Below are 24818 nucleotides of genomic sequence, written 5' to 3' on the forward strand. Positions count from 1 at the left end.
TCGCAAAATATTCTAACGCGAACTGCTGTTCGTTGTCGCGGCGGGTTGCAGCACGCGCGGTTGATCCAACACCCAACGCCGAATGATCTGATAGCCGCGTTCAGACGGCAGATAACGCCGCCCGCCCTGATGCCCGTCTTCTTTGCCGGTTTGGACGTTGAGCGGTTTGCGTAACAGCTTGCTGGTCTCGATGTCGGCCAGATTGACGCGCTGTTGCAACAACAAATAGTTCTTCAGCATCTTTGCCATTGACCAATAGTTGTTGCCGTCCGGCCCTTCCAATTCCATCGAAGGCACGCGCCCTTTGACTGCGTGACAGGTCATGCAGGCACGCTCATCCATGCGTTGCGGACGATTCAATTCCGGCGCGACGTGGTCGTTGAAATAGCGGAAGCTGGCGATGAATTGCTCGCGCAGGCGCGGCTGGCCTTGCGCGTCTTTTAAGGCCACGGCCAGCGGCTCTTGCTTGACGGCTTCCTGCAAATCGCTCAGCCACAGTTGCGGATCACCATTGCGCAGCGCATTGCGCAACGCGCCGTTCGGCTCTTTCACCAGCAACTCACGAAAGGCCGCCTGCACGCGCGGGTCCAGCCGGATGCCGGTCTGGTTCGCCAGCCGTTGCGCAATGCCGCGGGTCATCGCGGGCGCGTCGGGCCGCAAGGATTGCAGATACAATTCGACCGCACGGGCGCGCGCGGCGGCGACGGTTTCGTTGGCGGGCTTATCCGGCGGCGCGCCGACTTCGGGCACACCGTTGCCGTATTCCATTACCCAGCCAACGCTGGGCAACCAGAAATGCGTGGTCAGCGGATTCGGCACTGCGCCCGGCACCAGTTTGAGCAACACCTCGCTGTGCAAATCAGGATTGGCCGCGAGCATGCCGCCCATCCGATCTGCGATGTACCAATCGGCATTCGGCAAACCCATCGGTTTGACGGCATCGGCGGCGGCTTGCAAGTGGGCCGCAATCTCTGCCGCGCCCGGTTGTTTGTTGTGTTTGGGAATCAGCAACGAATAGAGCAACTGCTGCTGCTCAACAGTTTTGGGCACGTCCCAATGCGCGCGGCTGAACAGGCGCAGCACCGGTTGAGCCAGCGTCTGGCGGCGGTCGTAATCCAGCGCGCCGCGTAAAATCTGTTCGACCAGCGGCTCGACTTTCTCTTGCGTAGCGGGCAAGCGCACGGCGCTGGGATCGCTGACCGCAGCGGCGGCAATCGTGCGCAAGACTTCGGGGCCTTTGGTTGAGTATTCGATGACGCGGTCTTGCAATGGCGTATAAGCCACGTTCGACGCCCCTTCCAACATCAGCCGCAAGGCGGGCAGATTGTCGGCGGCGGTCTTGTCCCACACGCGCACGGCAGCTTTGCCCATCAGTTCGGTGCTGTGTTCGGTGATGTAACCCATCTGGCCCGGCCCACCATCGCCGCCCGACGTGTTGTAAAAGGTCGCCGCGATACCGACCAAGCGATTTGCCAGCCGATCTTTGACGGCTGTACTCAACGTGTTGTCGTCAAGTTTGCCTTCGAGCGTTTTGAAGAGCGAGGCGAGTTCTTTGTATTGATGCTCTTCGCTGCCGTTGGCCTTGTGGCCGTTGGCGACAAAGAGGGCGTGGCTGTGGTAGCGGAAGCAATTCTCGACTAGCGCGTTCGTCTCGGGCGCGAGCAGTTTCTTCGTCCAGGCGTCGTTGAGCGCCGCGCGCATGGGCGGATTCCAAACCCACCATTGCCAGGCAGCTTTGGCGGCCCAGGCGCGCACACCGGGATGTTTGTCTTGGTTGAGCGCGCGGTCGAGCAGGCGCGTCAGCCGCTGTTGATCAAAGCGCGGCTGCGTCATCACGGCGTCAGCGCGGATGCCCAAGGCTTTGAGTACCGTCTCACGCGTCAAATCGTCGCCGTTATCGAATGCCGCAAAGACCGCGTCAAACCCCACATCGTCGAGCAACGTTTGTTTCAGCGCCCAGGCCGCCGCATCGCGCACAGGCTTGGCTGCATCGCCCAGCGCCTTGACCAGCGCGGGCACGCCGCGTGACGTGTGCACGCCGCCCAACGCCATCACGCCCCACTTGCGCACTTGCGTTTGCGGCTGCGCGGCGGCTTGCAGCATCAAATCAAGCAAGGCCGGATCGTCGGTCAGCGACAATGCACGGACGCGAGCGATGGCGGCGGGCAACGATTCACCCGGCTTGGCGACGAATTGCGCACGCGCCGGTTTGACGGGCGTTTGCGGATAGAGCCGCGAGAGTGCGTGCAGCGCATACGAAGTCGTCACAAAGCCTGTCAGCGCGTTCTTGTTCCAACGGCCATACGGATTTTGCACGCGCAGCAACGCCTTGACGCCACGCTCAATGCTGGCATCGCCGGGGCCGTGGCCCAGCGCCTGCAAGGCGATCAAGGCCAACGCCGTCGGCGCGGGATCATCTTCGCCATTTGTCTTCCAGGTTTTGCCCTCATCGCTTGTTCGGCCCGGATCGAAACCCCAAGAACCATCGGCGTTTTGAATCGCGCGCAACCGCGCTTCGTCCTTCGGCAACTGTTCCTGAATGCGCTGCCAGAGTTTGGCCGCCTGTTCGGCGCTCAGCAATTGATAGGCGGGAAAGCGCGCGGGCGGCGGCTCAACAGGCTTGCCGTCCGGCCTGGGGGTGGGCGTTGGCAGCGGCGGCGGTTCGGCGGGCAGCGTCTTTTGAATGTCGCGCGCCTGCCGATTCAGCGCGACGTAATCTTGCGGGAAGAAGCGTTTGAAGAATTCGATGCGGTGCGACATGTCGTCGCTGTAACGCGGCACGACCGACAACATCAGCGCGGCCTTCTCCTCCAGCGCGGCCAGATAACGCGGCTGCCGCGTGCGATCCCAGGCGCGGCGCAAAATCTCGCCCGCGTAGTTGTAAACGACGCCTTGCCCGACGTTCGACCCCGGCCCGGCAGCATTGATGCCGCTGGGGTCGGCGGTTTGCAGGACGTGATTGGCCGCGCGCAGCGCCTGCATCGAATGCAGCTTGCGCGGTGGCGCGACCAGTTCGGCGGTACAAACGTTGTGCCCGGCGACGCGCGTGCCAGCGGGGCCATCGCCGATGTCGAGCGGCGCGAGGCTGGTGTTATTCGCCGCGTCTTTCAGGTAGTTGGTTGGCCGCAACGATTCATACATCACGTTGACCAGCCGCCGGAAGTTTTGCAGGTTCTCAGGCCGATAGCCTTGCTGAATCGGCACCGCGCTACCCCAGACGCCCGATTGCGTGTGGCAGCTCATGCAATGCGTGCCCATCAGATTGCCCGTTTCGCGGATGCGGCGTTCAACGCTGGCCCCGCGCGGACGATTGGTCAGCCAGGCATCTACTTGCCCCAAGTGATCGTAAAGCGCCTGCCGCACAGCCAAACGCGGATCGGTGTAGGGCGCGGGTTTGAGCAAACGCAATTCGATTTCGTAACCAGGCGCGTTGGCTTCGGCGCGTATGAAATACGTGCCGCCGGGTTTGAGCAGGCGCACGATGGCGGCGCGATGGCCTTCGTTCTGTTGGTGCACGCGCTCGTTCTCGTTGCGGCCTTCGGTGTATTCGCCCAGCGCGCCGTCCAGCGTGTAAACGCGCAATTGCGCCGCCAGCGTTTGATCAGGAATGGAGAGTTGGCAGGTGAGCAGGCGCGGCTCGGTGCCGGTGTACACCAGCTTGAACCAATCGTCGCCGGATTTGCCGACTGCGCCGTTGTCGAAGTATTCGATGTCATCGGCGCTGCCCGCAACGCGCAAAACCTGCACGCCATCGGCATCGGCGACGCCATTGAAGGCCAGTGACTGCGCTTGTTCGGGCGTATCGTTCGGTTCCTGTTCGACGTATTGCCCGAGCCGTTCGCTCTCGCGCAGATCAAGCGGATTGATGCGCACGTTGAGCGGCACAGTCGTTCCCGCAGGCCAAAGCGTTTGGCGCGGGAAGGTGACGGCATTGGGCGCGCTGCCTTCTTCACGCCAGCGCGCGCCTTCAAAGATAGTGGGTTCGTCTACGACGGGCGTTAGCTCCAAGGCGTACTCACCTGTGACCGGCGCGCGATAAACCAGATAGACATCGGGGTCGAGCGCGTGCAAGACCTTGCGCCAGTCCGCCGTGGGCGCAGTGTAAATCCCGAAGGCGGCAGCGTGCGTCAGCACATTCGACGCGGGCGCGGGGCCTTTCACCAGCTTCCAATTCACAGCGATGCGTCCGTGCGGCGGCAGCGCGGAGGGCGCAGGCAAACTGACCAATACTTCAAACGTCTCGCCTTGTTTGAGTGTGAGGCGTTGCTGCCAGGGCTTGCCAAATTGCAACGCCAGGCGCACAGGCAAGGCAGCCTGCTGGCGTTGCGCAGTTTGATAAACAGCCGCGCCATCACGGCTCGCCAGCAGCAAGACTATGCTGAACAAACAAACTGTCGCGGACAGCAAACGCCAATGAACGAACAGCCGATGCAAAGTAGGCATAACACCTCTCTCAGATTGATTCACACTACAATTGGAAGGTCAGAGCCTCCTGCGCGCGCATTTCTTAGTGGGCAAGCCGGGGCCGTGATTCTCATTACGGAAAGTGTGCGGTATCCTAAAGCCATTCCACGTCACAGACAAGATTTGTCACGGAGTAGCCGGTGCAACAAACTTCTCGAACTGCCTTCCGCAAAATTCTGATCGCCAATCGCGGCGAGATCGCGCTCCGCATTATGCGCACCTGCCGCGCGCTGGGCATCGCCAGCGTCGCGGTGTATTCCGACGCCGATGCTGACGCGCCGCACACGTGCTTTGCTGATGAAGCGGTGCGCATTGGCCCCGCGCCCAGCAGCGAGTCTTACCTGAACGGCGCGTGCATCGTCGAAACGGCCCAACGCATGGGCTGCGATGCAATCCATCCCGGCTACGGTTTTTTGTCAGAGAACGCCGCGTTTGCCGAAGCGTGTACGGCGGCGGGCATGGTTTTCATCGGCCCGTCGCCAGCAGCGATTCGGCAGATGGGGTCGAAACGCGCCGCGCGGCAATTGGTCGCGGCGGCGGGTGTACCGACGGTGCCGGGTTACGATGGCGAACAGCAAAGCGTTGCGCATTTGCACGCAGAAATGCTGCGCATCGGCTTTCCCGTGTTGATCAAAGCTTCGGCGGGCGGCGGCGGCAAAGGGATGCGCGTGGTGCGTGCGGAAAGCGAGGTTGACGAGGCGCTGGCCGGAGCGCGGCGCGAAGCCGAGAAATCGTTTGGCGACGGCACACTGTTGCTCGAAAAGTTTATCGAACAGGCGCGCCACGTTGAGATTCAGATTTTCGGCGATGCGCACGGCAACCTCGTGCATCTGTTTGAACGCGACTGCTCGTTGCAACGGCGGCATCAAAAGATCATTGAAGAAAGCCCTGCGCCCGCCGTCTCGCCGGAATTGCGGGCAGCGATGGGCGCGGCGGCGGTCAAGATTGGCGAGGCCATCGGCTACGTCAACGCGGGCACGGTCGAGTTCATCCTAGACCGTGACGGCGCGTTCTATTTCATCGAAGTCAACACACGCTTGCAGGTTGAACATCCAGTAACAGAGATGGTCACGGGGCTGGATTTGGTGCAACTGCAAATCGCCGTGGCCGAGGGCCAGCCGTTGCCGTTTGCTCAAACTGACCTGCATGTTCACGGGCACGCCATCGAGGCGCGGTTGTATGCTGAGGACCCGCGTAACGACTTCCTGCCCGCCACCGGCACGTTGCACGAGTGGACATTGCCGGAAGGCAGCGCGGGTTTGCGTATTGATGCGGGCGTCGAACGCGGCAGCGAGGTGGGGATTTACTACGATCCGCTACTGGCAAAGTTGATTGCGCACAGCGCGGATCGTGCTGAAGCGTTGCGCAAGCTGTGTTACGGCTTGCGCCGTCTGTCGGTGCAGGGCGTGACGACCAATCGGGACTTTCTGGTGCGCTTGCTCGACAGCGCTGGCTTCCGCAACGGGCAAGCGACGACCGGCTTTATTGGCGAAAACCTGGCAGCCCTCTTGGCAGATGACCGCGCCGAGTTGGAACTGGCTTCGGCCATCGCGGTGATTTTGCAGTTGCAGCAGCAAGGGCAAGCTGGCGATGCGCTGGCGCGGGAATTACCACCGGGCTATCGCAACAACCCGTTTCGCAATCCTTCGCTTAAGCTGCTTATGGGCGAGCGTGAACAGGAATTTGTTTGGCGCTGGTTGTCAGAGAACGCGGTTGAGTTTCTGCTGCCCAATACGACCGTGCGGGCCGTATTGCTGGCACACAACGACAACCAAGTGCGCCTGGCAATTGACGGTGTGCAACGTTCATTCACCATCACCAACGCGGACGAGCAATTCTATGTGCATTCCAGTTTGGGTTCCTGTACGCTGCGCAAGCTTTCACGGTACCCCGAACATCAAACCACTGCCGAGGCGGGTTCCGCCAATTCGCCCATGCCGGGCCGGTCTTGAAGATTCTGGTCGAAGCCGGTCAGCAGGTCGCACGCGGCGAAGCGCTGCTCATTCTTGAGGCAATGAAGATGGAACACACGATGCGCGCGGCAGTGGACGGCATCGTTGAAGCGATTTTGGTCAAACCCGGTGCGGTCGTCGCGCCCGGCGAAGTTCTCATTCACGTCAAACCAACTTGACGAATACCGGTTCGACAAGCTGCCAGCTTGTCGGTGACTTGACTGGCAGCCCATTGGATCAAACGTCACACCTTCGACAGGCTGGCAGCTTGTCGAACATTCTGCGGAGGAAACTTCCATGACAACCGCTGCTGCACCAGCGACCGAACGCACCTTCCCTTACTTCACCGAAGAACACGCGATGCTGCGTGACACAGTGAAGCAATTCTGTGAACGCGAAATCGCCCCGCACGCCGAAGACTGGGACGAAGCGGGCATCTTCCCGCGCGAGTTGTTCAAAAAGGCCGCCGACCTGGGCTTGTTCGGCATTCGCCTTAATCCGCATTACGGCGGCAGTGGCCTGGATTGGTGGGCGACGGCGGCTTATTTGGAAGGCATTTCCTACGCCAACAATGGCGGCGTGGGAATGGCGTTGATGGTGCAATCCGACATCACGCTGCCGGTGCTGGATGAGTTGGGCACGCCCGAACAGAAGGAGGAATTCCTGCGTCCAGGGATTGCGGGCGATTGGATTGCGGCGCTGGGCATCAGCGAGCCGGGCGGCGGTTCGGATGTGGCGAATCTGAAAACTAAAGCTGTGATTGATGGCGATGATTTCGTCATCTCCGGTCAAAAGCTCTGGATCACCAATGGCACGCGCGCCGATTTCATCATCCTGGCCGTGCGCACGGGCGACGAAGGGCACAAAGGTATTTCGATGGTGCTCTTCCCCACCAAAACGCCGGGCTTCAGCGTCGGCAAGAAGCTCAAAAAGATCGGCATGTTGTCTTCGGATACGGCGGAGTTGTTCTTTGACAACTGCCGCATCCCGCGCCGGTATCTGTTGGGCGAATTGAATCGCGGCTTCTATTACACGATGACCAACTTTCAGGGCGAACGACTGGCAGCGGCGTTGGGCGCGGTTTACAAGATGGAACGCTCGATTGAGTACGCCATCAATTACGGCAAGGAACGCAAGGCTTTCGGTCAGCCGATTGGCTCATTCCAAGTTTGGCGGCACAAATTCGCCGAGCATCTGGCGAGTATCGAAGCCGCCAAATGGCTCTGTTACCGCGCGCTCGACTTGCTCAATCGCGGCGAGCGGGCTGTGCGCGAGATCACGATGGCCAAGCTGGTGTGCAGTGAATTGGATCAAAAGGTGATGTATGACTGCATGCAGATCATGGGCGGCTTTGCGTATACGACCGAATATCCGATTGGCCGCGCCTGGCGTGATGCGCGCTTGAACACGATCGGCGCGGGCGCGTCAGAAATCATGAAAGAGATCATCGCCAAAGACGCCAAATTGTAAGTTGGTTGTAGGGAGAAGTCTGACACTTAGCCACGGACTTCTTCCTATCGGCTTGTCTGAAAAAAAGCTTGCCTTGCCTAACCAATCTGAATATGCTCCGGCTCCCACGCTACAGAGCGCAACTCTGTGGTCTTCACTTTAGAAGAATCGCGAAGAAGGAATGGTTGGTGTTTGGTGTGATTGCGGTTCCCTGCTGCCATCTTACCTTGCTACGCACTGCGCCCATAAGAGAACGACGCCAGCCGTAAGGCAGTTAAACAGACAATCACCACGAGTTGCTTGTCGCGCAAACAGCAAACAGCCGGCGATGACGTCGCAGCCAGTTCTACGGCCGCCCGTGCCTGTCACGTTCGTTCGCCAGGATTGAGGGTCAGGGTATGCAGGAATGGATTGGGCCAGGCATGGTGCTCGGCGACTACCAAATCGTTGCGAGAATCGAACACGAAGTCTTTCTTGTCCGCGCAGAGAATGGGAGCGCGGCCACGCTCAAATTGCTTGCCGGTCATCTGGCGTGGGAACCAGCCACGCTGAAGCGCTTTATCAATGCCGTCAAGGCCGCCCCGCCGCTCGATCATCGCAATATTTGCCGCACCTTCGATGCGGGCGCAACCCAAGGCGGGCGTCCCTTCGTCGTCAGCGAAGTGGTGCATGGCCGCCCGCTGAGCGCACTGGAAATCGGCTTAGGACGCACGCTGGCCGCGCGCCTGGAACTCGCCAGCCAAATCGCCGAGGCCGTCGCCGCCGCGCACGCCTGCGGGGTCTTGCATCTTGAGCTAACGCCCAACAAGGTCTTGGTGGAATATGACCGCCAACTCAAAGACGCCCATTGGATCAACGAATATGCAGACAAGGTGAATGAATCTTTGGTCGCGCTCAATTTTGCGGGCCGCGTCAAAGTCCTGGATTTCGCCGTTATGATGGCGGCCCTGGGCGCGCCGCTCAACCGCGATACCTTTTCGCTACAGCCCTTCACGTCGAAAGAAACACTGCCTTATTGCAGCCCCGAGTGGGTGAGCGGTGAAAAGCTGACCCCGCAATCAGACATCTTCAGCTTAGGCGTGCTGGTGTATGAATTGTTGACCGGCAATCGCCCGTTCGCCGGCGAAACGCTGGAGGAAATCCGCTGGTCAATTTTCACCGATGAGCCGCAATCGCTGACGGATTTCGTCCCCGAACTCAGTCTCTCGATCAATCAAGCGGTCTTAAAGGCTTTGGCCAAAGACCCCGAACAACGGTTTCGCACAGCAGGCGCGTTCGCCCAAGCCTTGCGCGGCCTGATGCATGAGGAAACCGAAAGCGAGTTGCAACGCGCCGCCGCCGCCGCCCGCGAGGCGCGCTCGCTCAAGCTACGCTGGCAGGGGTTTTGGCCGCAGGTGCTGGCTTGGTTGAATAATCATTGGCGGCGCGGTGTGGCAGGCAGCATTGTGCTGTTTGAGATTTTCTTTATCGCCGCGATCTTGATTCACTCGCAGCGCGGTGCGCGCGAAGAAGCCGCCATTGACGGCCCGCGCGAAGGGGTGCCCCTGACACGCCTGACGCACCAAGGCACCGTCCACGCGGCGGCGCTGGCACCCGATGGAAAAGGGTTGGCGTATCTGATCGAAGAACCTGAACGTCAGAGCATTCTGTTCAATCCCTTTGGCCAGCAAACCAAGGACGGCAAACCCCTGCCCGAAATCTTGCTGGTGACTTCCAAAACCGCCCAACTCTCGGCGTTGACCTGCGCCCCCAGCGGCGATTTTGTTTATTACTTAAGCAACTTGCCCGGTGCCGCTGCGGAATTGAAACGCGTGCCGCTTAGTGGCGGGCCAGTACAAAGCCTCTTGCCTGAGGCCGCCAGTCCGGTGGGCTTTGCGCCGGATCGTAAACAATTCGCCTTGGCGCGTTCGCAAGGCGAGCAGACCCAAATCGTCATTAGCGGACTAAATGGACAGAGCTTGCGTGTGCTGGGTAGCTGGCCGATCTCAAATGCCTTGGCGAATGTCGCCCCGGCCTGGTCGCACGATGGCAAGACAATCGTTTGCGGATTGCGGCCTGCCGGGCATGATTTCGGCTATGCGTTAATCGCCCTGGACGTGGCGAGCGGTCAGCAACGCACGCTGGCGGATGGTCAATGGGTTGAAATCTACGGGCTGGGCTGGCTGCCCGGCGATCAAGCCTTATTCGTGAATGCGCGCCGGCTCGGCACTGATAAAGGCCAAATCTGGCGGGTCAACACGGAGACTCGGCAGCTTACAGCCTTGACGCAAGGCGTAGACGATTATCGCGGTCTGAGTTTGAGTGGCGATGGCAGCCGCTTGCTCACGGTTTATACCGAACACAGAGCCTCGCTTTGGCTGGGGCTGGATGAACAGGCGCAGCCCTTATCCGCAACCAACATTGAAGCACACGCCGGGTTCACCTGGCTGAATGACAATCAGCTTGTTTACGCAGTCGCGCGCGCCGCTGAAATGGAATTGCGCGAAACGGCCACCGATGGCAAACCATCAAAACTCTTTGGCAAACTCGAGGCGGGCATCAGGCCATTGGGGTTTGCCGCCGCCAGCACCACCGACACGCAAAATCCTGGCGTGATTTTTGCGGCAGCCCAAGAGCGCACTCTCAACCTTTGGCAAGGCGTACATGGCAGCGCCATCCGGCCACTTACTACATTGCCGTTTGCGCTGTGGCCGCAGTTGACCGCGGAGGGTCACAAGTTGCTTTATTCGAAACTGGTCAATGGCAAAGCCACGCTGGAACTCAAACCGCTTGGCGCTGAGACAGGCACGCAGCTTTTAGAACGCGGCGTTTGGGGCGGCGTCGCTTCGCCAAAGGGCGATTTGTTGGCCGCCAATGCGTTTGTTGAAAAACTGGGCCAATGGCAATTGCGCATCTGGCCTTTGAACGGTGGCCCGGCGGTGCAAGTCTTCGAGTTGCCGGGGGGCCAGCCGCGACGCTTGCGCTGGACGCCGGATGGCAGCGCGCTGGTTTATACAGTGGCCGAGCATGGCGCAGACAATCTTTGGCAACAGCCTCTCGCGGGTGGATCGGCTACCCCGCTGACCAAACTTAGCAAACAACACCTTTATGATTTCGCCTGGTCACCGGCGGGAAAACACCTTGCGCTTTTACGGGGTGAACCGCAAAGCGATGCCGTTTTGCTTGCAACAGACAAGCTGCCACATTAACCCGCTTCCGCCTTCCCAACCGCCGCGCAGCAAGAAAAAAATCCCGTCGTGCCGTCAGCGAGCCTCAGTGTCGCAGGTTTACACCGGTCTCGCCGTAGCGCAACGTCCTCATCCTCATACTCTCAGGCCATCTTTGGTTGAAAATTGCAAAAAAACCTCGCTATCTACCAGTCATTTTGTTTATTATCCAGACGTTCCCTGTCCCTAACAGAGGTGATTGAAGACTCAAGTTGAGTGGAGATCGGTGATGAAGGAATGGTTACGCTCTGGCACGATGATTCAGCAGTATCGCATTGTGATGCGCATCGGTGTCAGTGCAATTGGTGAAGTTTATCAGGTACGTGATGATGTCAATTTCCGCGACTGCGCGTTGAAATTGCTCTCGGCCAATCTTTTGTGGGATGACAACAGCCGGCAACGATTTCTGCAAATCGTAAAATCCGCCCCGCCCCTCGATCATCCGAACATCAGCAAAATTCTGGATGCCGGTGTGACAGCCAGTGGTCAGCCGTTTGTCGTCACCGAGATTGTGCATGGCCGCACGCTGGATGAAATCGGCATCGGCCTGGCACGCAAACTTGGGGACAAGATTCAAATTGCGATTGAAACAGCAGACGCGCTGGCCGCCGCGCATGCCCAGGGCATTTTGCATTTGGGGCTGAAGCCCGCCAATGTGATGCTCGATCACCAAAGCAAAATCCGCGTGCTGGATTTTGCCGTCACCCTGGCGACGCAAATTGCGTTGATGTCGCGCGGCCCCAAAGCCCCGCCCCAGCAAATGACCATCGGCAAGGCGCGTTATCTCAGCCCGGAACAGATTCGGGGTGAAAAACCGACGCCGCAATCCGATATATTCAGCTTGGGCATCCTGGTCTACGAACTCTTTTCCAGTCAGTTGCCGTTTCCTGGCAAATCCATTGAAGAGGTTTGCCACAATATCTTGAACACCGAGCCGGAACCGCTCACCCTCGAAAACCACGAGGTCCCGCCTGCGGTAAACCCGATTTTGATGAAAGCGCTCGCCAAAAACCCGGCGCAACGTTACCGCACAGCCGCCGAATTCGCCGCCGCCTTACGCCAATTGGCTGTTGAAGAAAAGACGGCGGAACTAGCCCGATCAAAAGGCAAACTCAAAAAGGACAATGAAGGGGCGGAGGAACTGGAGACCCAAAGCTGGCTGGAATTGCTGAAAGAGTTGCTCAAGAAACTCCAAAAGCAATTGATCATCTCACTCATCTTCGCCATCACGGCGGCGGCGTTTGGGCTGACTTACTATTATCGCAAAGACCAAAACTTCAAACTTCCCGAAGAGTTATTGCCCTTCACCAAAATCACCACCAGCGGCAAGGTGCTCGAGGCGGTGCTTTCCCCGGATGGCAAGGGCCTTGCGTATTTGGTTGAAGATGGGCCGCGCCAAAATCTGCTATATCAAAATCTCAAAGACCGGCGCGACCGCTTGATCTATTCCACCAAAGACACCGAGATTGGCGGACTCACTTTTTCGCGGTTCAATGATTTCGTTTATTTCGTGAAGTCCGCCCCTGCACCCAGCGAACTATACAAAGTTCCTATCACCGGCGGCGTCACGCCGAAAATTCTGGCGAACATCGCCAGTCCGGTGACGACCTCACCGAGCAACCAGCAAATCGCCTTTGTGCGGCAGAACGGCGCTGAGTCACAGTTGGTGAGCTACGATCTCAAAAACCAAACCGAAAACGTCATCACCACGCGCCAAAGCCCCACCCAATTTGTCGCCAGCGGCCCGGCCTGGTCGCAAGATGGCAAGCTGATCGCTTGTGCAGTGAAGAAGGCCACCGATGATTTGACGTTCGATATTGTGTTGATTGATGTCGAGGGGGGCATCGAAAAACCATTTGTTTCCGGGCCTTGGGTTGAAATCAGCCGCCTCGCCTGGATGGCTGGCGATGAAGGGTTATTGGTCAACGGGCGGACACTCGAAGCGCAGCAATGGCAAATCTGGCGTATTCTGCGCGCCACTGGTGAAGTGCGGGCCATGACCAACGGCGTCAATGACTATCGCGGCTTGAGCCTGACCAATGACCGGCGCCTGGCACTCAGCGTCAATTTTGTGCGTGATGTCGTGCTTTGGCTGGGCACCAGCGACAGCGCGCAGCAATTGACCATCGGCCAGGATGACGGGGTCAGCGGTTTGGCATGGGCTGGAAATCACCAATTGATTTATACCTCGCGCGCCAACCATCGCGACGAACTCTGGTTGAAAAAAACCGACAGCACGCCGACACAATTCCTGAAAACCTTTTGGCCACCGAACTCCCGCGCGGTCTTAAATCCAATTGGCACGGCAACCGGCCAGAGCGCGATCTTCGCCGCTGTCGTGGGCGATCAGGCGCAACTCTGGCAGGGCGATCTTTCCGGCGACAACAAAATGCAGCAACTGACAAACGGCCAGGTCACGCTCTTCCCGCAATTGAGCAGTGATGGCGGGACGTTGTTCTATTCACTGCTTGCCAACGGTCGCGCGTCCATCGCCAAACGAAAGCTGAGCAATGGCGAAACGGCGGTCTTGCTCGAAGGCCACGCCTGGGGCGGCGTTGTTTCGCCTGATGGCAGCCGGATGGCGTGCAACTTCTTCGATGAGGCCAGCAATTCCTGGAAACTGCTGGTCGCACCAGTGGCGGGCGGCGCCCCCGCCGTCAAATTTGATTTGCCTGGCACGGCCCACCGCCTGTTGCGCTGGCTTCCTGATGGCTCGGGCATCGCCTATCCGGTTACGCAACGCGGCGTGACGAATTTATGGAAACAGCCCTTGGATGGTAGCGCCCCCAGCACACTCACCACGTTTACGAAACATCGCATTTACAACTTTGCCTGGTCGCCCGACGGCCAACAACTGGCGGTTTCCCGTGGCCGGCGCATCAGCGATGCCGTCACCATCAGCGGCTGGGCCACCGACAAACGCTAACAGCGTTTGCCAAACAATCTTCACCCACAAATTCCTGGCTGTGAACAGCGCCCGGCCGATGGGGTACTTACCTTTGCCACTGGTCAACCTCAAGCGGGCCGCGCGCTAGCGACATTTTCCTTCCTTTGCGGCAAAATCTGTCGCCTAGATCAGTTTTCACTTCAGTACGGGACGGTACCGCGCGCGTCAGCAAGCGGCGCGTCAAGTATGACGCAGTGGTGCAACTGCGCGGTCTCCGCTTGCTCACGTGCGCGGTACCGTCCTGGCACTGTGCGCCTTACCGTACACGCGAATGAAAACCGATCTAAGGCTCCACATTCCAAAGCGTAACCTTCAGGCTGTGCCCTTACCGGTCGCAGTACTGACTCGGCAGCATCCCTCAAAATCAGCTTGATGGAGTACTAGGCCCTGTCTCCACGCGCGTATTGAACCGCCGCCAGAACAATGACAACATAATCACCGGCAAATTCGCCGAAGCTGCCAGCGCAAAGGCTAACGCAACCAGCCAATAGTTTGGTCAGATTGCTCCCTGCACCGCACAAATCGCTCCCTACACCGCGCAAGTTGCTCTATACACTGCACAAGTCGCCCTCTACAGCGCGCAAGTCGTTCCGTACACCGCACGAGCCGTTCCGTACACCGCGCAAATCGCTCTTTACACCGCTCAGATCGCACCCCGCAGCGTCCAAATCGCTTCCTACGCCGCGCAACTTGCTCTTTACACCGCTCAGATCGCATTCCGCAGCGTCCAAATCGCTTCGTACAGTCAGAAATCTGCTTATTTTCCTTCGCTAGGGCTGATGTCAGGACACTTTTGAAAAAACGGCTTTGGTTTTCGCCGCGTTAGCGGCGGCTGACTTTAGCCCGGCGTTTCAACGCCGGGAGGTGGCACCCGAATTGCCGCGCGTCGCGTAGCGACGGTTGAAATTGGAGCCATTGTCGTGCGAGTTTCAAGCGACGCGAATCTGCTTTGCTCGCTCACTCAGCCCTAAAGGATTGTGGCTCAAGTCAGCCGCCACTAACGCGGCGAAGAACGGAAGTTTCCGGTAAAACAAAAGTGTCCTGATTTTAGAAGCAGGATAGACAGATTCGACCTTCGCCCAGCCTGTAAATCCTAAAAATCGTGGTAATCCTGTGCCAATCTTTGTGGTTCTGATTTAGCCGCTCTTTGCGGAGGCTTAGATCGGTTTTCACTTCGGTGTACGGGAAAACCGCGCAGCGGGACAGTACCGCGCGCGTCAGCAAGCGGTGTTTGAGCCGTTGAACCACTGGTGCAACGACGCTGCGCCGCTTGCTGACGCGCGCGGTACCGTCCCCACACGCTGCCCCGTACACGCAATTGCAAACTGATCTAGGTCGCCGAACGTTCCCCGTGCTGTCTCGGCGACTGCGCCGTTTTGCCGTAACCCCCAGCGCAACCCGCTCACATTCCTTGTCAGATCGCACCGGCTCAGGTAAATTCGCGCCCGTCTTGGGCCGCTTCGGTTTACGTTCAGTTTGCTTTTGGCAGCGCGCGTTCCAGCGCATTTCGCCGCCGCTAAACACGTCATTTTTATGGAGTGCAACATTACATCGAAACGCGCTGGCGCAAAGACACGCCGGGCAGCGCGGCAATAATGGTATGAACATTGGTGCGGCGGTGTGTCAGGCGCGTTTTACGACTTCAACACTACAGTGCAAAAATGGGAGTGGTCGAACGCGCTGAACCTCTTGTAAACATTGACTCTGACATGCGTCGAGTGCAACAGAATGATTGAAGTGTTGAATTGATGGCAACACTTTAGGTGTAAGGTTGTTATCGTCAATACTCATCACGGCCAGCACCCTATTTTGACCGGTGACGCCGAAGAGCCATTGGCGGCAGCTTTCTCGGCCTCGTCGTTTTTGTTGCAAACTGCTTGCAGTTAGCGATTATCAGGCATAAGTTTCGTTTTCGCGTTTGGTGGCGCAGGCACTTTCCGATTAGTGAACAGTGTGACCACTGGCCATTCAGGTTATCAAACCAGTAATCTAAGGTTTCCGATAGTGGAAAGGCGAAACTTTCCATAAGCAACAAGCAGCTACTCTAATTTCGCCTCCTGCTTCGTCCTGATACACGATGCCGCATGCAACATGGCTGTTGGCGAGTCCCCTAACCCCTGGCGCATCGAGTCTGTGATTGCGCAAAACTAACAAGGTAAATCACGATGTCAATTGATCATGACCAATTTCTAGCCCAAACAGTATCGATCGCCGAGAGATTCACCCTGCTTCGAGACTTGAGACATGCAGATGGCATGAATGATCGGAAGCCGCAAACGGACCTAGAGCAACAAGTCTCCCAACAAACAGAGGCGGCAGAGAAGATTGCCAATGACCCCTCAATTCGCGCGAGAATCTGCGCAGGAGCACAAAGTGCAACGGCAAATATCAAAGACATCGCTAAATTAGTTGTAGCTTCGGCCCTGCCACTTAGCCTTGCGGGCACAATAACGATCCCCTTCACTCCCATTCTGGCGGCTGCGGTAGTGATCATCATCATTGACTCCGGCATATCCGCATACTGCAAGGAGAAATGACAAGTTGGAACCTAATCTCATACAAAGCGAGAAGGCAAAGGCCCTTGTTTCGGGCTTAGAGTCCCAATTTGAGGGGAAGGGTCGCTACGGCAATAGAGACCACGAGCCATTCATCAGCAATTACGTTGCTGAGTTTGCGGAACGCAATGGTATTAGCACCGCTGAAGCGACACGCCTGACGCGAGAGCTAATCTCTGAGTTTGAGTGCTTTCGAATAACTGGAAAAGAAAATCCGATATACTTTTCTAAGTGCTGCCAAATCGCATCAAAGGCATTGTCGCTGCTCAGCGGCAACAATCTAGACCTGCCCAACTATGTGTCCGTGGGCCTTGTTGAAAGGCATGAGATTACGAGTTTGGCTCTTCCAAGCCTCGACCCACCGCTATTGCTATTCTCAAGTGGGCAGTTTGAGCTTATCGGCGACATAGCGTTTCTCTGCGCCAACCCAATTCTCAGGGCCGCGCAGCAGGGATTGCTGATTGGAGTCACCGGACTTGATGAAGAAGAAGCTACACTCCTCTCCGAGATCGTCGCTTATCACGCCTTGTCGAGTCAGAGTTTCTCATCTTCAAATGGCCAATCCATTTTCATCGAAGATCGCCATATCGACCCACCTGTATTGCAAGCAAGAGTCAGTGGAGATTCGCACCGGAAACACTTCCTGAACCTCTTCCATTCAGGTAAAGAGGAGCTATATAACTTCGTGATTGCCCACGAAGTCGCTCATACATCAACGCAGGCAAAAGACTTCGCTGGCAATTCTGCAAGGGAGCCCCAGGAGTTATTCTGCGACAGAGTCGCAATTTGGTATGCCATAACTCAGACGCTGAATTCATCAGCGCAAATGCAAGACCATCCTAGAATGGTGTACGCCAAACTAATGATGCTTCTTTCCTATATTCAGATTAGTACATTCGTGGAGATGGCGAAGATTGCAGAGAGAAAGGGTATTGGCGCACTTGACGTTTCTAGTTCCAAGCGACACTCCGAGTACCCTTCCTTTCAGGTCAGGATGAACTCCGCGAAGGCGACACTCTTCGAGTTTATGTCAGACATGTTCGGTCCCTCTGCAGAGCAGAACGTAGAGGCGTTGTGGAACGAAGTGGGTGGACAGAACGGTGAGGCATTTCGGGCCATGGCTCCCGAGATCGACTCGCACCTAAAGAGAGTCTACGATCCGTGCGCCATGGTAGAGTTTCTCCGAGAACAACACTATGATGATGGCACGTCGCAAGGCTCATGACGGAAACGTAGGCGTCATGTTATCGACTAGGCGTCCACGTTGAAATGTGGGGGCGTTGAGGCTTAACCCTTCGCTCAAGCGGAGCGCCAAAGGCAGGACGCTAGCCCGAGTCTGGCGTCCTGCCGCCGCCCGTTTAGCTCGAACGTTAGGCGAATGATGGCAACAGTACAGGTGTTTTGTTGCCATCCTCTGCCGTTTTTCGAGCTAATCGCCAACGTTACACCCTCAACTTGAAAAGCATTTTCCGTCCGGTTGTACTCGCCGAAGCCGCCTCCTTGATTTTATTAGCTTCTCCGCGCGCCCGAACAGGCAAGAATTCAACTGTAGTGTTGCACTCGTCACGCACTCTAAGTTTTATGCTGCTTATGCTGCTGCTGCCGCCCGCCTTCGCGGCCTAAACACCAAATCACAATCCTCAAGCTGGCTGGCGCTGTAGAAACTTCCGCCTGAATGTGCGCCGTTAAGGAATTTGCCGTGCGGCCCAGTCCTCGAATGAAATGAAGCTTGCACCAGCGAAGACTTCGATTTTGTAAACCGGATGGATTTCCCAAACGGCTCGCCGCAGGGGATTACCGCCGCCGGGTGACGCAGTGCACGGCGCAGGCAGATGACTGCAGTCAAAGAAAAGCTGTAAGCTCCGTATCCGGCTCCGTAGGAGCCAAATGTTTATAGAAACCGCATGGTGATTGCTCCCAAGCTCCGTAGGAGCGGCATCTGTCAGATGCCGCTCCTGTCAGATGCCGCTCCTGTCAGATGCCGCTCCTGTCAGATGCCGCTCCTACGGAGCTTGGGAATAGATAGAAGCTCACCAAAACTATAAACATGCCGCGCCGCTGGCGCTAAAACCGTTACAAACACAAGTCATGAATTACGCACAGGCTTCAACTAACCACACATGAGCCGCGTTTTTTATGCGTTCTGGGGCCGCCATCGGTCAATGCGAACTGGCTTTCTCCGCGCCCAAACCGGTCGTGGCCCGCACATTCAATTCGGTGAACTTCGCTTCCGCGTGTGGTTCGCGTCCAGTCAGCGTGCCAATCACCGCGCCCAGAAAACCCAGCGGGATGCTGACGATGCCGGGGTTTTCCAGCGGAAAGATTGCCGCCGTTTTCAAAATGCTCGGACTGAGCAGAATCAACACCAGCGATGACAGCAAGCCTGTCGCCAAACCCGCCACCGCCCCACGCGTATTGAACCGCCGCCAGAACAACGACAGCACAATCACCGGCAAATTCGCCGACGCCGCCACCGCAAAGGCCAGCGCGACCAGGAAGGCCACATTCGCATTCGGCCCCAGCACAATCGCAATCGTGATCGCCACCGCGCCAACTACAAACGCCGTCACCCGCGCCACACGTACCTCTTCGCCCGGCGCGCGTTCCTTGCCGTGATGCAACACATTCGTCCAGAAATCGTGCGCAAACGATGTTGACGCGGAAATTGTCAACCCGGCAACAACCGCCAGGATCGTCGCAAACGCAATCGCCGAGATGAACGCGAAAAACAAATCCCCGGCGAGCGCCTGCGCCAACAGCGGCGCGCTCATATTCGTCCCGCCATTCTTGGCGATGAAATCGCGCCCGACAATCGTCGCCGCGCCGAAGCCCAGAAACGTCGTCAGAATGTAAAAGCTGCCGATGATGACCATCGCCCAGACGACGCTGCCGCGCGCCGTCTTCGCATCGGGCACTGTGTAAAACCGCACGAGGATGTGTGGCAAGCCCGCCGTGCCGAAGATCAGCGCCAGCCCCAGCGAGATCAAATCCAACGCACCATACGGTGGTTTGTAGCGCAGCCCCGGCGTCAGAAAGTCTTGCGTGACAAGTTTGCCGCTCGCATCGTGGTACGTCACATTCGCAATCGCATTGAAAAATTCGCCAAAGCTGAAGTGGAAATGTTTGAGCACCAGAATGCTCAACAGAATCGTGCCGCTCATCAGCAAAATCGCCTTGATGATTTGTACCCAGGTCGTCGCCAGCATTCCGCCGAAAACCACATATACGATCATCAAAATCCCAATCGCGATGACCGCCGTGCGAAAGGTGATGCCCGTGTCTTTAAGCAACAGCGACACCAGCGCGCCCGCTCCGACCATCTGCGCGATCATATAAAACGTGCTGACCGTCAGTGTGCTCAACGCGCCCATCGCCCTAACGGGGCGCGGACTCAACCGGTACGCCAACACATCCGCCATCGTGTATTTGCCCGCATTGCGCAACGGTTCCGCTACGATCAGCAGCACAGTTAGGTAGGCCACCAGCCAGCCGACCGAATACATAAACCCATCGTAACCCTGAAAGGCGATAATTCCGGCTATGCCCAGGAATGAAGCGGCGCTCATATAATCGCCCGCCACCGCGATGCCGTTCTGCCACGCCGTCAGCGAACGCCCAGCGGCGAAAAAGGCATTCGACCCCGTATTCTTGCGCGCGGCCCAATACGTGATCACCAGCGTGATCGCAATGAAGACCAGAAACATCAACAGAGCAGCATTCATCGGCTAGTTTTCCCCTTTCACTTTACGGCGGATGCTCTGCGCCATTGCATCGAAGCGGCCCGCCGCGCGCACATACAGCGCCGCGATGCCCCAGGCCATGAAAAATTGCGAGAGCGCGAACAGGTAGGCGACGTTAATGACGCCCAGCACGCGCCGGCTCATCAGCCCCGGCGCGTAACCCACCAGCACCGGCAGCGCAAAGTAATAGACCACGAAAAAGATCGTCGCCGGGATGATGAATTTGCGCTTCGCCGCGACCAGCCGCTTGAATTCATCAAGAGCCGCGACGCGCTCCCAATCGGCCACGTCAATGTCTTCGTCAGCGGTTAATTCGTGCGCGGGTTTGTGCTGCCGACCCAGCGGGGCCACGTCGGTGGCCGCACCTGCACTTGGGGTAAGGTCTTCTTCGGATAAGCCGAAGCGTTTTTCCTGACTCATCAAGAGGCTCCTGATTGGTGAAAGTGAAACTACTTTGGGTGCGGGAAGTTGATATTGCAAAATTCAACGTCAGCAACGCTCGTTGGCCGAACGATAGCGTTCATCGCGTAATTCCACAATCTCTTTGTGCCTGAGGCAGGCGGCTCGTCAGGGCTTTTGCCAAGTCGCCAGCGAGAGCGTTCAAACGGTTTGGCGGATTCCCGATTCCTGACTCCTGATTCACGACAAATTGAAAATCAGCCGATATTTTTTGCTTATCAGGAATCAGGAGTCAGGAATCGGGAGTCAGTCAAAGGTCTTTGGCGGATGGTTTGTCGTTTTTGCCTATCAACTTGAGTGCTGGCAGGTTGAAAGAAGAGGGCAGCCGGACGAGTTGTCCGGCTGCCCTCTGTTTGAGCGTGACGGCCCGCGCACGCTTAGAAGATCAGTTTCAACGCCAACTGCCCGATGCGCGGGTCAGCCGCGCCACGCGGATTGCCGAAGTCATTGCGGCGGGTCAGTGTGGGTGTCACACCTGCGGTGTTGACACCGGTGACGTTGTACAACTGACCGTTAACCAGGTTGCCGGGAATGTTGATGCGATTGAAGAGATTGAAAAACTCGGCGATGAATTGCAGCCGGAATTTTTCGGTGATGAAGAAATTCTTCGTCGTGCGGAAATCGAAGGTGACGAAATGACCCTGGTAAAAGGAATTGCGTCCGAAGCCCGGTGCGCGATCCGAATTCCGGTTGCCGTCGTTGTTCAGGTCAACGTTCGCCGCCAGCCGCGCCGAAAAGGGCAGATTGCTGCTCGCCTGCAAAATGCCGCTCACTTCCCAACCGCCCAGCAGTTGGCGGGCCGGGCCAGTGCCTTTGAAATAATCCAGATTCCACAACCCGCTGACCACCACGCGATGCGGGACGTTGGCATTGCCGACGCCGCGTTCGTCGCTGAGCAGCGTGCTGTATTGCGCTTGCTTGGTATCATCGCCCGCGTTGGCCGTCACGACCGAAGTGGCATCCGGCGCGTCGTCAATCACCTTCGAGAACGTGTAGGCGAAAAGGTATTGATAATGCTTCGCGAAGCGTTTGTTGATCTGCAAGATCAGCGCGTTGTAGCTGGAATTGGCGTTGCTCTCGAATTCGGCAATGCGGCCAAAGCCAGTGATGGGCCGTGTCGGGCTGGCCGTGCCCGGATAACGCAGGAAGGTCGAGACAATGCCGCCGGAAATCGCTGAAGCCACGGGCACCGGCAGATTGATGTCGCGCGTGCGTTGCAAGTGACGGCCTTGTACGGAGAGATAGGACGCATTAACCGAGAGGTCGTTGGTCAAGCCGTATTCGACGCCCAGGCTGCCCTGCATCGTGTAAGGCTGTTGGTAGTTACGCTCGAAGACGAACAGGTTGAGTGCCGCCGGTTGTCCGCCGCGCGCCTGAATGTCGGCGAGACTGGCAAAGCGGAACGGATAAACGAGGCCGGTCGGATTAGTCAGCGTGACGCTGATCGAGTTCAAGCCGTTGTTGGAATGCGCCGTGCCGAGCGCGATTGACGGCGTGCGGCCATAAAACAGGCCATAACCGCCACGCACGACCAGCCGGTCGTTCTTTGCCGGACTCCAGGCGAAACCGAAGCGCGGGGCAAAGTTATTGTGATCGTTGTTATTCCGCGAGGTATCAATCCCAGCGGCGGTCAAGGCCGCGTTCGGATTGCGCGTTGGTCCCTGCTTCAACTGCTGCACGTCATAACGCAAGCCGAGGTTGATCGTCAGGCTTTTCTGGGCGCGCCAATCGTCCAGGGCAAAAAAGCCGTATTCGTCGAAGTTGGGAAAGGTCGTGAAACCCGTCGTGCCGTCGCCCGCGAAGGCTTGTGTGTAACTGGCGACGATGTTGTTGGTGAAATTGGCGTAGCTCGTGAAGGTGTAACCCGCGCCCTGGAAGCCGGGGAAGAAATTCTTGATGCGTTCGAAGTTGAGATCAGCGCCGCCCTTCAGGCTGTGCTGGCCTGCGATATAAGAGACGTTGTCAATAAACTGGTACTTCTTCTCGGTGGTTTCGCGCGGGCTGAAATTGTTGCGCCCGATGGTGAGCGCCGCCTGGCCGCCGTTAGTAATGACGGCTTCGGGCGCGTCGGAATTCGCCAGACCAGGCTCGCGGTCGCGCGCGAGTTGCAGGCGGAATTCATTGAGCAAACGCGGCGTGAGGGTGGTGTTGAGCGTGACCGAGAATGAATCGGTCGTCACCAGACTGTTGCCGCTGTGTTCCTGCGCGACGTTCGCGCCGTTGCTTTCCAGATTGACGCCCGTGAATTTCTGCCGGTTGTAGCGGAAGCTCAGCCGATTCGCCGCTGTCAGTTGCCAGTCCGCCTTGGCCAAATAGACATCCTGATTGAATCCGCGCACATAGTTGTTCGCCAACGGCAGCAACCGATTGCGGCCTGCGACCGAAGCCGGGTCTGTCGCGGTGGCGGCGGGCAGCACGTTAAGGATGTTGGGTTGCGTGTTGCGCTGCCCGTCGTAATTGAAGAAGAAGAACGCATGATCTTTCTTGATGGGGCCGCCCAGATTGCCGCCGAATTGGTGGAAGTGATACGGCGGTTTGTCGCGGCTGCCGACGATGCTCGACGTGGCGGAATCGAAACGGAAGCCGTTGGGAATCAGCGCCGGTCTGCCGCCGGTGAAGGTCTCCAACCCAGCATCGTAACGCAGACTGTTGGCGTTGAGCGAACGGTCGCGGAAGAACTCAAAGCCGGTGCCGTGAAAATCATTGCCGCCCGATTTGGTGATGACATTGATCGTGCCCCCGGCGGCGCGTCCGAATTCCGCCGAAAAGCTATTGGTGTTGACCTGGAATTCCTGCACGGCGTCCTGGCTGAACTGATAGGGCGCGCGGCCCGAACCTGTGCGTCCGAGCGATTGCCCGAAAAACAGATTGTTGTTGTCTACGCCGTCAATCTGGATGCTGTTGAGCGTGCCTTTCTGTCCGCCGAACGAGAGGTCGCCGCCGCGCGGATCGCGCACCACGCCGGGCGTGAGCGTGACGAAGTCCAGAAAGTTGCGGCCATTGACGGGCAGGGAACTCACCTGCTTGGCGCCGACCGAACTGGCCACATTGGTGCGTGTGGTTTCGACGACAGGTGCTTGCTCAATAATAGTAATGCTTTCGCTGCTCGCGCCCACGGTGAGTGCGACATCCAGATTGAGCTTTTGGCCCACGGTCAGCACGATGCTGCTGCGCTTGGCTTCGGTGAAATTGGGCGCGCTGACGCTCAGGTCATAAGTGCCCGGCTGCAAGGCCACGAAACGATAGACGCCTGAGCCATCGGTTTGCAGTTCGCGCGTGAGGCCGTTCTGTTGATTCTTAATGACGAGTTTGGCATTGGCGATGACCGCGCCTTGCGGGTCGGTGACCACGCCTTCGAGTGTGGCGGTGGCCGCTTGTTGCGCCCGCACAGGCGCAAAGACCGCCAGCGCCAGCAGCAGCGCGCCAAGCGCGGTTCTAAAGTAAGCAAAGGGATGACGATTTCGCATAAACATAAACATGGATTCCTCTCTCCTCAGTTGATGCCAGGACAGGCAAGACAGCGTCGCCTGTGCGGGCAGGTTAGGATAGGTAACCAGAGCGTGCCGCTCTGAGTGTAAGTTTGCGGCGCAAAGTGCCAATGATTGATGAACTTTTTCCCGGCAAGGCTAGTCTTAAGCGAGCTTGTAAGATTGATGTTTATCGCTTTCAGTAGTAGGCCAGGATGCTACTGCATCGTTTTGGCAATGGCAAATCGCCGGACGACGGTGCGGCGCGGGCCGTCGGGGGCAGGCTTGTTGAGGTGCGGAACGCTACCAGAAACGGCCTCTGATCGTTCTCAACCGGCCGCCGCCTTGACACTCGCGGAAAGACCCGCTTAGATAGGCAGCGAATCGTCATAGCCCCCTGAGATACAGCAACTTTCTTAATTGACATGGCCGGTCGGCGTGATCGGCGAGTGCGGTTTGCGCAGCGGTTGGCCTGCGGGTGCTTGCAAATCTTCCATTGTTACAGACATTGTTACAGGGCAATCAATACCATAGCCAAAGCTGTGCGGCGCGCGCAATATCAAACGTGGCAGCGACAGA

9 protein-coding genes and 2 pseudogenes are annotated in these 24818 nt (G+C 57.7%); 6 read left to right on the plus strand and 5 right to left on the minus strand.

The genetic code is table 11. The features are described 5' to 3' along the window. Positions 1 to 12: 12 nt before the first annotated feature. The gene (locus tag HY011_31890; GenBank protein MBI3427550.1) at positions 13 to 4443 is read right to left on the minus strand and encodes a HEAT repeat domain-containing protein; all 4431 of its coding nucleotides are present in this window, start codon (positions 4441 to 4443) and stop codon (positions 13 to 15) included. 233 nt (positions 4444 to 4676) lie between these two features. Between HY011_31890 and HY011_31895 the strand changes: the two are divergent. The 4 genes and pseudogenes from HY011_31895 to HY011_31910 all read left to right on the plus strand — a co-directional run bounded on the left by HY011_31895 (position 4677) and on the right by HY011_31910 (position 13997). Further along, positions 4677 to 6595, plus strand: a pseudogene (locus tag HY011_31895) (ATP-grasp domain-containing protein). Positions 6596 to 6713: 118 nt separating this feature from the next. Next, a complete protein-coding gene (locus HY011_31900) occupies positions 6714 to 7886 on the plus strand; it encodes an acyl-CoA dehydrogenase family protein (protein MBI3427551.1) in 1173 nt (390 codons plus the stop codon). A gap of 377 nt (positions 7887 to 8263) precedes the next feature. Further along, entirely contained in the window at positions 8264 to 11053 is a 2790-nt protein-coding gene (locus tag HY011_31905) for a protein kinase (protein ID MBI3427552.1), read from the plus strand. A 247-nt stretch (positions 11054 to 11300) separates the two neighbouring features. Beyond that, on the plus strand, positions 11301 to 13997 hold the full coding sequence (locus HY011_31910; protein ID MBI3427553.1) for a protein kinase: 2697 nt from the start codon (positions 11301 to 11303) through the stop codon (positions 13995 to 13997). 418 nt (positions 13998 to 14415) lie between these two features. On the opposite strand, the pseudogene HY011_31915 reads toward HY011_31910, so the two are convergent. After that, positions 14416 to 14505 (minus strand): annotated as a pseudogene (locus HY011_31915) (hypothetical protein). Between the two features lie 1678 nt (positions 14506 to 16183). Here HY011_31915 and HY011_31920 point away from each other — a divergent pair. Both HY011_31920 and HY011_31925 read left to right on the plus strand, forming a co-directional pair. Beyond that, the gene (locus HY011_31920; protein MBI3427554.1) at positions 16184 to 16555 is read left to right on the plus strand and encodes a hypothetical protein; all 372 of its coding nucleotides are present in this window, start codon (positions 16184 to 16186) and stop codon (positions 16553 to 16555) included. A gap of 4 nt (positions 16556 to 16559) precedes the next feature. Then, positions 16560 to 17798 carry a hypothetical protein gene (locus tag HY011_31925; protein ID MBI3427555.1) on the plus strand — a complete coding sequence of 413 codons (1239 nt, stop codon included), beginning with the start codon at positions 16560 to 16562 and terminating at the stop codon, positions 17796 to 17798. Between the two features lie 934 nt (positions 17799 to 18732). Here HY011_31925 and HY011_31930 read toward each other — a convergent pair. The 3 genes from HY011_31930 to HY011_31940 form a co-directional block, all read right to left on the minus strand. After that, positions 18733 to 20295, minus strand: coding sequence for a cation acetate symporter (locus HY011_31930; GenBank protein MBI3427556.1), 1563 nt, complete (start codon positions 20293 to 20295; stop codon positions 18733 to 18735). Positions 20296 to 20298: 3 nt separating this feature from the next. After that, positions 20299 to 20733, minus strand: a complete 435-nt coding sequence (locus HY011_31935) for a DUF485 domain-containing protein (GenBank protein MBI3427557.1) — start codon at positions 20731 to 20733, stop codon at positions 20299 to 20301. A gap of 416 nt (positions 20734 to 21149) precedes the next feature. After that, positions 21150 to 24245 carry a TonB-dependent receptor gene (locus HY011_31940; GenBank protein MBI3427558.1) on the minus strand — a complete coding sequence of 1032 codons (3096 nt, stop codon included), beginning with the start codon at positions 24243 to 24245 and terminating at the stop codon, positions 21150 to 21152. Positions 24246 to 24818 lie beyond the last annotated feature (573 nt).

The sequence above is a fragment of the Acidobacteriota bacterium genome, assembly GCA_016196035.1.
Lineage (GTDB): Bacteria > Acidobacteriota > Blastocatellia > RBC074 > RBC074 > JACPYM01.

Bases quoted from the DNA above. Each gene is read 5' to 3' on its own strand.
- HY011_31890 (MBI3427550.1), bottom strand. From the start codon at position 4,443: ATGCCTACTTTGCATCGGCTGTTCGTTCATTGGCGTTTGCTGTCCGCG.
- HY011_31900 (MBI3427551.1), top strand. From the start codon at position 6,714: ATGACAACCGCTGCTGCACCAGCGACCGAACGCACCTTCCCTTACTTC.
- HY011_31905 (MBI3427552.1), top strand. From the start codon at position 8,264: ATGCAGGAATGGATTGGGCCAGGCATGGTGCTCGGCGACTACCAAATC.
- HY011_31910 (MBI3427553.1), top strand. From the start codon at position 11,301: ATGAAGGAATGGTTACGCTCTGGCACGATGATTCAGCAGTATCGCATT.
- HY011_31920 (MBI3427554.1), top strand. From the start codon at position 16,184: ATGTCAATTGATCATGACCAATTTCTAGCCCAAACAGTATCGATCGCC.
- HY011_31930 (MBI3427556.1), bottom strand. From the start codon at position 20,295: ATGAATGCTGCTCTGTTGATGTTTCTGGTCTTCATTGCGATCACGCTG.
- HY011_31935 (MBI3427557.1), bottom strand. From the start codon at position 20,733: ATGAGTCAGGAAAAACGCTTCGGCTTATCCGAAGAAGACCTTACCCCA.
- HY011_31940 (MBI3427558.1), bottom strand. From the start codon at position 24,245: ATGTTTATGCGAAATCGTCATCCCTTTGCTTACTTTAGAACCGCGCTT.